The 9,798-nt window shown below is 64.5% G+C and carries 7 protein-coding genes; all 7 read right to left on the bottom strand.

What is annotated here, in order from left to right; genetic code table 11:
- The coding region (locus ELR45_RS12870; protein ID WP_129666478.1) for a putative bifunctional diguanylate cyclase/phosphodiesterase at positions 1 to 1,848 on the bottom strand (1,848 nt) is incomplete at its 3' end.
- Between the two features lie 24 nt (positions 1,849 to 1,872).
- Positions 1,873 to 3,993 (bottom strand): Rv1355c family protein, encoded by a 2,121-nt coding sequence (locus ELR45_RS12865; RefSeq protein WP_129666476.1) that lies wholly within the window; start codon positions 3,991 to 3,993, stop codon positions 1,873 to 1,875.
- A complete protein-coding gene (locus tag ELR45_RS12860) occupies positions 3,993 to 4,736 on the bottom strand; it encodes a hypothetical protein (protein ID WP_129666474.1) in 744 nt (247 codons plus the stop codon). Before ELR45_RS12860 ends, ELR45_RS12865 begins: the two co-directional genes overlap by 1 nt.
- 682 nt (positions 4,737 to 5,418) lie before the next feature.
- Positions 5,419 to 6,405 (bottom strand): aldo/keto reductase, encoded by a 987-nt coding sequence (locus ELR45_RS12855; protein WP_205856502.1) that lies wholly within the window; start codon positions 6,403 to 6,405, stop codon positions 5,419 to 5,421.
- Between the two features lie 87 nt (positions 6,406 to 6,492).
- A complete protein-coding gene (locus ELR45_RS12850; RefSeq protein ID WP_129666470.1) occupies positions 6,493 to 7,794 on the bottom strand; it encodes an L-fuconate dehydratase in 1,302 nt (433 codons plus the stop codon).
- 72 nt (positions 7,795 to 7,866) lie between these two features.
- Positions 7,867 to 9,189 (bottom strand): alpha-L-fucosidase, encoded by a 1,323-nt coding sequence (locus ELR45_RS12845; RefSeq protein WP_129666468.1) that lies wholly within the window; start codon positions 9,187 to 9,189, stop codon positions 7,867 to 7,869.
- A 315-nt stretch (positions 9,190 to 9,504) separates the two neighbouring features.
- Positions 9,505 to 9,765 (bottom strand): 30S ribosomal protein S20, encoded by a 261-nt coding sequence (rpsT, locus tag ELR45_RS12840; RefSeq protein WP_129666466.1) that lies wholly within the window; start codon positions 9,763 to 9,765, stop codon positions 9,505 to 9,507.
- Positions 9,766 to 9,798 lie beyond the last annotated feature (33 nt).

The following is a 9,798-nucleotide window of genomic DNA, read 5'->3' as shown; positions in this document are numbered from 1 at the left end:
CACGGTGCTCTCGGTGATCTCGATGCCGAGCTCCTTCGGAGCGTGCCCGTACCTGCTGAGCATCGTTCCGACGAAGCCGACGAAGTCGGTACTGATCAGCTCACCGGCGGAGATGTTGACTCGCACCACTGGCGGGGGCTTGGCGTCGGGTGCGGATTTCCAGTCTGCGAGGCGGCGGCACGCCTCTTCCAGAACCCACCGGCCAAGATCAGCGGCGAGGTTGATCTCCTCGATCACCGAGACGAAGGCGCCTGCCGAGATCAGACCGCGCTCTGGATGCTCCCAGCGCACCAGTGCCTCGAGCGCGGTGAGATCGCCGCTGCGCAGGTCGAACTCGGGTTGGAAATGCAGCCGCATCTCGCCGTCGCCGATGGCGGAACGCAGGCGAAACTCCAGGTCGGCCCGGTCCAGGAGCCTCCAGTGGAGGTCGTCATTGAACGAGACCACGGTGTCCCCACCACGCTTCTTGGCCTCCAGCAACGCCACGTCGGCGTTGCGCAGAAGTTCATCAGCGGTGGATGACGTGTCACCGTTGATCGATATCCCGATACATGCGCTGCGGCTGACGACGTGGCCGCCGATGTCCAGCGGGTGGGTGAGCTCGTCGAGCAGCCGCCTGGCCACGTGCTCGGCGTTCTCGGCCGTGTGTATGCCGCGGAGCATCACGACGAACTCGTCACCAGCCAGGCGGGCCACGATGTCCTCCGGGCGAACCGAGTCGCGCAGCTTCGTCGCCACGGCCTTGATGAACAGGTCGCCGATGGCGTGGCCAAGAACGTCGTTGACGGTCTTCAACCGGTCCATGTCGACGAACAAGACGGCAACGGGAGCCTCGGGGTCTTCCTTGAGAAGTACGGTGACGTCCTCCACGAACGCGCGCCGATTTGGCAGCCCGGTCAATTCGTCGTGGTATGCGCGATGGCGGAGGCGTTCCTCAGCGATGACACGTCCATCGACCTGAGTGAGCAGGGAAGCGATCGCCTTGAGCGCGTGCACCTCAGACCTTCGCCACAGACGGTCACCGAAATGCACGAAACCCAGGACGCCGCGCGTGGTCTGGTCGGTGATCAACGGCACCATCGCCATGGACACTGTGGGAACACCAGAACCGGCGTGTACACGCGCTTGGTAGTCCGCCGTGTCCTTTCCGGGACGGGCGACGTACGGCTCTCGGAGGTTCTGAATCTCACGGAAGACCGGATCATCGGTGTTCCAGGGCACGATCCCGAGAGGGTCTGGGTCCGGCACGTCGGGGCGATGCGGCCATTCATCCACGAGCACGCTCGCGCGAAGCTCGGGATCGTTGTAGCGGAGGTAGCAGGTGTCGACGTCGAAGAAGCGTCCGAGGTCCTCCAGGATCCTGGCGATGGTCGGCGGATGCTCGGCCGCCGATATGCCCATCAGCTCGGACGCGACGTACGAGACGAGTGAGTCAAGTCGCCGTTCGTGCTCACCGGAGATCTGGCCAGATTCCATGAAGGAGGTGCACAACTCGGCGGCCATGGTGAGAGCCGTGCGGTCATTATCCGTCCATGGTTGACCGCTATCGCGGACGATGCAGATTCCGCCGTCGAAATCGGTGGTGCTCAGCTTATGGCTGAGCAAACTGAACCCAGGAATCTCAGCGTGCACGGTGGCGCCGTTGCCGTTCTGTGCCGCGGCACTCGCCGTCGCCTCTCGGATGGCTGTGCGCATCACAGAGAGATCGTCGCCTCGCACACCCGCATCGGCCGCACTGCCCCAGGCCACGAGTGGCACGCCACCACCGACTGCAAGCACGTCGACGGAGATAGCAGCCGTGGCCTCTCCAAGCGACTTGAGCAGTGGCTGGATCGTTTCTGGGTCCATACCCAAGGTCGGCTCCGTGTTCGTTCAGACACCGCTGACATTGTGGTCAGCGGATAGCCGTTTACTGCGGGCACTGACATGTGGAGCGTATCCGATACGCATTGTCAGTGCGATACTGCGATCGTTCATGCCGGTCAATCCGTTGAAGTCGTGATGAAGCTGACGCAGACGATCACTATACCGTGGTGATAGTTCCTCATAGTCTGGCCGGTCTACGGCGTAGATGAAGACCGGCGATATGGCCTGAACACTCAGACCCAGCAGCTCGGCCTGAATCCAGACCTTCTCGACGGCCTTACCTCCGCGCACGTAGTCGGCAGGCGTAGTGCCGTTGATGGCGACGACGACGAGGCCGGATGCGCCCCCGATACGATCGCGGCTGGCCTCACCCAGCGCTCGGCCCAGGTCCTGTTGCGCAAGGAGCGACATGATGTCGGCTCGCCGGGCCACCGCCAGTTTCGCCAGGTCCGACTTGTCCAGTTCCAGCGTGCGGACGTCGAGCCCCCAGTCGAGGCTGTCCTCACCGGGCCAACGAAGCTCGCGCATCATCTCGGCATGCAGATGCTCCGTGAGATAGCGCACTCGATCTGACTCACCGAACAATTCCGACAACTCCAGGAGTCGCTGACGGTCGGTGACGACAAATGCCTCGGCTCCCTCGTCCGTGGCCGACTGCTGGAGGGCAGGTACGACGTCGTCCGGCAGAGGCAACGGCTCGGTCAGGTGCCGGTTGGAGACCCGTTGCACCATGGCGTCGTAGAGCGCGGCAAGGCGGGCGTCGTGGCCGTCGGCGAAGGTCAAGCGAGCCACCGGGGCGTCGTCGGTCCCATGGGGATAGATCTCGGCTCGTCCCAAGATCCCACGGTGGGCAGCCGCCACCTGCGCGTTGAAGAGCGAAGCCCCGATCGCCACGTGGCTGCCTCGATACGCAACGTCGAGTGTCGAGGTCTGCCGGGGATCGAGATGGATGTCGAGAGCGGACTCGCTGACGTGAAACGTCCAGGGCTGGGTGTTGCCGCCCGAGGGGGCGAGTCTCGCCGCGTGTACCGCGGCGGCGACGGCGTCGTTTGGTGCTGGCTCCGGGTCGACACCGGCCTCATCGTGACTCGCCGGGTCGGCTCGGAGATCGGGTTGCCTGATGTCACCGAGCATGGCGTTGATGTCGACGCGCACACGGCCCGATGAGAGAGGTTTGCCCAGACCGAGTGTGCGCACGGCCGCGGCGACGGTCGCAGACCCGAGATTGATGTCGCCTCCGAGCTGAGGCCATGTGGCGACCGTCTCATCGACCTCGGTCATGGAGGCGGCCATGACTGCGGAGAGCTGATCCGGCTCGAGCACCCGAAGCACATATGGGACCTTGTCGTGCGTCGACAGGCCCATCATCTCCTCCGCCTTGGCGTCGCCCAGAAGGCCATGGAACAGCGGTCGATCCGGTTCCACGTCGTATCGTTCGATGTCGAGCAGGCCTCGGTCGCTGGTCTCCATGATCAGCGGGATGCGTTGGCGTTTGGCCGCCGCCCGTACAGCTAGCTTGACGTCGAACGAGTCGCATTCCTCGATCACGATGTCCATGCCCGACATGAAGTCGTCGACGGAGCCGAGATCGAGCCCGTCTGGTTCGATCTTGACCTCGAGGTAGGGGTCGAGCTCTGAGATTCTCCGAGCCGCGACGACCGCCTTGTTGATGCCGAGGTCGAAGACCGTACCAGGGATGCGGTTGAGGTTGGAGAGCTCGATCTCGTCGAAGTCGGCCAGGCGTATCTCGCCGCAGATGCCCTCCAACGCGAGCGTGTGCGCGATCGCATGTCCGACGCTGAGGCCGACGACGCCTATGGTGAGCCGCCGGAGAGTCTCCTGCTCTGTGGCTGTGATCTTGTTCCGGTTGCGGTCGGATCGGAGCATCCGGAAGCTCTGCGGGCCGAGCACATGGACGACGGATCGTCGCCACGGGTAGTAGTACCAGCGACTCGCTTCGTTCAACACAGCGTCGTCTGGCGGGGGGAGCACGCGAGCCAGGTCGCGGTGTTGCTGATCGATGCGATCGATCACCTCGATATGCGGATCCGCGGAGAGTTCAGAAAGCTCGTCGACGTTGTCGATGAAGCGAGGACGCCAGGATTCGGTGTCCGATGCGTTCTGCATCAGGCGGCCACCCCCACGGCCATCGATGGCCGCTCGGCCGTGCACAGGTCGCTGGCGAACAGTCGTCGTTGGGTGGGCGTGGAGAAGCGGAACGCCGACTTGACGTCCCAGTGGAGGAACGAGGTCAGGTAACGCTCGTCGGGATACGCGGTGGGCGGGATCCCAGCCAGGGGTCGTCCGCCCGATGACATCCAACGCGGTGCCGCGTGCAGGGCGGCAGTGCAGAAGGCGTAACGAACGTCGAGAAGGTGCATGGCGTGGAAGAACGAACGGGCCAGCAGATCGGCCAGGGCAGGCTTCAGGGGCGCCGACGAGTCGACCCACACGCCCTTGAACTCGAAGACCCCCTGGGGCACAACCTGAGCGATCCACTCGGCGATCAGAGTCGCCGAGATGGGATCGGCCGCGAACTCGCCAGGGGCGAAAGCTTCGCTGACCGCTCTGAGTGGCCCGTTGGCGTACCAGCCACCGATGACCTCCTCATCGCTGCCTTTGACGACGGCGAAGATGGGCGCCATGGAGCTGGGCGTGGTGGGCGGCAGCCTCAAGGCGTTCTCGGCACCGTACTTCCGATACGACCGTGCTGCGCCCGCGACGTAGGCCTCCCACAGGTCGTGTCGGTCCGCAGGCCGATAGAACCCGATCCGCGCGCCGGACGAGATGTCGCGGAACGCGAACAGTCGATCTTCGTCGCCATCTGACGAGCGTGTGAGGGTCAGCGATGTGTGGTTGCTCTGCTCCATATGTCCATGGTGCCCGAAAAGTGCGCCATGATCGCGTAACTGGACGGCGTGCCTGAAACGGATGGGCATGCTGGAGGGTGGCGAACAGGCGGCCTGTCTGGAAGATTCTCCACATTTGGGCCGGTTGCCGTAACCTGCGCCTACATAATAAACAGCGGCGGCAGGATCCGCCCCCCGTTGGACCCTGCCACCGCTTGATCGAGACACGGCGCGCTCATCCCCGGACGAGCGCGCCGTGTCCCTTTTCTCGGTGCGGGGTGGGTAGGGCGGAGCCGCACCGGGTCTTAGGTCACGGCCCGAGGCCGTGCGGTCACAGAATTCCAAGCCTGCCATTAATAGTTACGTCGCCTTTCAGCGACATTACCACTTAGACACTGGCTGATCTAGTTGCCTAGGACCATGAGCCCGTTTTTCTGTGGACACAAGAACAATAACCCAGAATGGGGCCTATGGCAACAAACTACTTTCCGCAAGAATACGTCACGGACTGCGACGGCGCAAGGTCCGAATTTCGGTAACTCTGTGTGATGTTGATATCGCGGAGAGTGAGATTATCGAGTGTCTAAACGACAGAATTCGTGACAACTCTATAGCGGGCCATGCGCCGTGTGGAATGAATGCGCACGTGCGTCCGGCTCCCTGCCCCCGCGCGTGGCGATGCGTGTCGAGCAGGACGACGGTCTCACGTCTCGACGATGGCGTCGGGTCGCAGCAGGCGGGCATCCCGAAGCTCGGACCAGAGCCCTGCCGGGATGTGCTGAGCGTAAAGCGCGGCATTGCGCTCGACGTGGGTTCCGTGTCCCATGCCTACAGCGACGCTCACCACCGCGGGATGCATGAGCGGGAGCTGCAACGCGGCCGCGGGAAGCGTCACCCCGTGTCGTTCACAGACGTCGGCGATGTCATTGGCCCGGTGGACCAGTTCCGGCGGGGCCTCGTTGTAGTTGTACTTCGCGTCATCCGGCGGGCGTGGTTGCGCCAGCAGTCCCGAGTTGAACACCCCCACCGCCACCACGGAGGTGTTCCGCTCCAGAGCGGCCGGGAGGAGGTCGTCCAGCGCGTCCTGCTCCATGAGGGTGTAGCGGCCGGCCAACATCACCACGTCGGTGTCGGTCTCCCGGACGAAGCGCGTGAGCATCTCGGACTGGTTCATCCCCGCGCCGATGGCGCGTACGACGCCCTGCGACCGCAGATCGGCTAGCGTGTTGAACCCTTCGCCGGCCGCCTCCTCCCAGTGGTCGTCGGGATCGTGCAGATACATGATGTCCACGTGATCCGTGCGCAGACGTTCCAAGCTCGCTTCGAGCGTCCGAAGAATCCCGTCCCGGCTGAAGTCCCAGACGCGGTGGTGCGTCGCCGGGACGACGAAGTGCGGATCGAGCGCGTCCCCTCCGGCCTCGTTCTCCACGAGTCGTCGCCCGACCTTGGTGGAGATCACGTAGTCGGAACGCGGCCGGTGGGAGAGCCCGGCGCCGAGTCGTCTCTCGGACAGGCCGAGGCCGTAATGCGGTGCGGTGTCGAAATAGCGCATGCCGGCGTCCCAGGCCGTGTTCAGCGCGTCCGCCGCTTCCTCGTCTGTTGTCTCCTGATAGAGATTGCCCAGCGACGCCGCTCCGAACGAGAGCTCGGTGAGCTCGAGTCCAGTACTTCCTAGGGTCCGCGTATCCACTGAAGTCAGCTCCTATCCCTTCGGATCACCAACCGGCGTTCGAACGCTGTTCGCTCAACGAGCCATGACGCTGGGGCCGAAGTAGCCTCAGCCGGACCAGACCGGACCGTCCGGGAACGCGTACTCGTCCAAAGCGTCTGCATGGATCTCGGACGAGAATCCGGGCGCGGTAGGTGCCAGATAGCGGCCCTTGTTCAATCGCACCGGATCGAGGAAGTGCTCGTGCAGGTGGTCGACGTACTCGATGACGCGGTCGTCCATCGTTCCCGACACGGCGACGTAGTCGAACATGGACAGATGCTGTACGAGCTCGCACAACCCGACACCCCCTGCGTGCGGGCAGACCGGCACCCCGAACTTGGCCGCGAGGAGCAGGTTCGCCACGTTCTCGTTGACACCGCCGACCCGCGCGGCGTCGATCTGCATAATGTCGATCGCATCCGCCTGTAGCAATTGCTTGAAGAGGACCCGGTTCTGACCGTGCTCTCCGGTGGCGACCTTGATCGGGGTCACAGCCTTGCGGATGGTGGCATGCGCGAGGATATCGTCCGGGCTGGTCGGCTCCTCGATCCACCAAGGGCTGAACGGGGCGAGCGGCTTCAGCCAGTCGATCGCCGGGCGAACGTCCCACCGCTGGTTGGCGTCGAGCGCGATCCGGATGTCGTCGCCGACGACGTCGCGGGCCAGCTGCATGCGCCGGATGTCGTCGTCGAGGTCGGCCCCGACCTTCAACTTGATCTGGGTGAAGCCGTCCTCGACCGCGTGCCGGGCCAGCCTGGCCAGCTTCTCGTCGGAGTAGCCGAGCCACCCGGGTGAGGTGGTGTAGGCGGCATAGCCGTGATCCAGTAGATAGGCCGTACGTTCCGCACGGCCGGGCTCGGCGGCCCGAAGGATCGCGAGCGCGTCGTCGCGGGTGAGTGCGTCCGTGAGGTACCGGAAGTCGACCAGGTCGACGATCTGCTCCGGTGTCATCTCAGCGAGAAGCCTCCAGACGGGCTTGCCGGCCCGCTTCGCCTTGAGGTCCCACAGCGCGTTGATGACCGCGGAGACGGCCATGTGGACGACGCCCTTCTCCGGGCCCAGCCAGCGCAGCTGGGAGTCGTGTACCAGATCCCGCCACAGTCCGCCGAGGTCCTCAAGAGTCTCCTCCAGCCGGCGGCCGACCAGGAACGGTTCGAGCGCTTGGATGGCGGTGACCTGGATGTCGTTGCCACGGCCGATGGTGAAGGCGAACCCGTGCCCGGCGACGCCATCGTCGACGTCCGTGTGGATCACCACGTAGGCCGCGGAGTAGTCGGGGTCCGGGTTCATCGCGTCCGAGCCATCGAGCTCCCTGGACGTGGGGAACCGGATGTCGTGTGTCGACACACCGGTGATGTGTGCGCTCATGTTGGCTGCTCCGCTCGTTCGCTCCTCGTGGCCTTCTTGCTGAGAGTAACAAACATCGGATGTCTGTTCCCTTCAGCGCGCCGATTCGAGGAAGAGCTCCACGACCGGCACGGTCACGTCCGGACGGACCGTGGGAAGCGTGAGTGTCAAGGTTCCCGGTGGCTGACCACCGGGCGTCGTGTTCTGCGCCTTCTGCCCGGGGTCGATCTCAGTGAGCGGGATCTCGGAACCGTCGTGAAGCAGCTGAGCGTAGCGGACCCGTCCTGCCATCCCTTTCAGATGTATGTGGCCGAACGGCCAGGCCAGGATGTGCAGGTAGAGGCGGTCGCCGCGCTGGGTGAGCACCGTGTTGGCCGGCGCCTGGTGAGCGGAGGCGCCGGCGCCGTAGATCGAGCGGGAGTGCAGGCGCATCCATTCGCCGATGTCCGCGAGCGTCTCGCGGTCTCGCCGGGTGATGGCTCCGCGACCGTCCGGGCCGATGTTGAGCAGGACGTTGCCGTTCTTCGAGACCGAGTCGACCAGCATCCGGATCAGCAGGTCAGGTGACTTGAAGTCGAAGTTGTCGCGGTCGTACCCCCAGCTGCCGTTGAGGGTCTGGCAGGCTTCCCAGGTCACCTCGTCACCGTCGCGCATCATAGGAGCGTCCGGCTGGTACTGCTCCGGCGTGACGAGATCCGCCGGAACTCCGAGCCGGTCGTTCACGACGATGCCGGGCTGCAGGCTCCTCGTCAGCTCCAGCAAGGTGGCCGCGTCCCAATCCTGCGGTCCCTTGCCCTGCCAGCCGTCTCGGGACTCGGGATAGGTGAAGTCGTAGAAGAGGTAGTCGAGCCGGCCGTATCCGGTGAGTAGCTCGCGTACCTGGCCGTGCAGGTACTCCCGGTAGCGCGCCATGTCACGGCCGTCGTTCAGCGTCTCGGCGTCGGCGTCGTCACGGCGGGGGTGGTGATAGTCGACCGTGAAGTCGGGATGGTGCCAGTCGATCACAGAGTGGTACAGCCCGACCCGCAGACCCTCGGCACGCATCGCGTCGAGAAACTCACGCACCAGGTCACGGCCGGTGTGCTTGACCGAGGTGTAGTCGGTCAAGCCGGAGTCCCAGAGGCAGAACCCGTCGTGGTGCTTGGAGGTCAGCACGGCATATCGCATCCCGGCCTCTCTGGCGTGCCTGGCCATCGCGGGTGCGTCGAACAGATCCGGATCGAAGAACGTCGCGTAGCGCTCGTACTTCTCGATCGGCATCTTTTCCTTGGTCATCACCCACTCATGTCGCGCGGCCATGCTGTAGAGGCCGAAGTGGACGAACAGGCCGAACCGGTCGTGGGTGAACCAGCTGTGACCTGCATCGGTCGCGGGATCCGGATCGGTCGATGTCGCGGGTCGTTGCTCGGTCTGCACGGTTCCTCCACCTCTTGACGGCGTTCTCACATCCAAGACATCGGATGTATCGAGCACCTTACCCGACCACGAGGTGCGTTCGACACGTCACGGAACACTTTCGGTGTCGCGGCGCGACCGAGGAACTCGGGACGCCGACGAAAACGGCGCCGCCCTCGCTTGAGGGCGACGCCGTTCCCGGGCCAGCCGATATCGATGTGGGCCGCAGACCACACCCGGTTCTGCGGCGGGTGGTCCGGACTATCGCCTGCCGTGGTCGCTGGACAGAATGCCGCAAGGCATCGCTGTCACCGCAGCGGTGAGTTCGAGGAGTTCCTAGAGGTTAGCGGCCTTCTTGGCGATGGAGGCCTTGCGGTTCGCCGCCTGGTTCTTGTGGATGACGCCCTTGGACGCCGCCTTGTCGAGCCTGCGGTTGGCGTCACGCGCCGCTACGACCGCCGTGTCGGTGTCGCCGGCGTCGGCGGCCTCCTGGAAGCGGCGGACGGCCGTCTTGAGCGACGATTTGACCGCCTTGTTGCGCTGCCGTGCCTTCTCGTTGGTCAGGATGCGCTTCTTCTGGGACTTGATGTTCGCCACGAAACGTGTGCCTTTACGTCGGTTGGATAGGTC

The sequence above is a fragment of the Phytoactinopolyspora endophytica genome, from assembly GCF_004138495.1.
In the GTDB taxonomy this organism is placed as follows: Bacteria; Actinomycetota; Actinomycetes; order Jiangellales; family Jiangellaceae; genus Phytoactinopolyspora; species Phytoactinopolyspora endophytica.
This window is presented reverse-complemented; position numbering and strand designations above follow the sequence as displayed.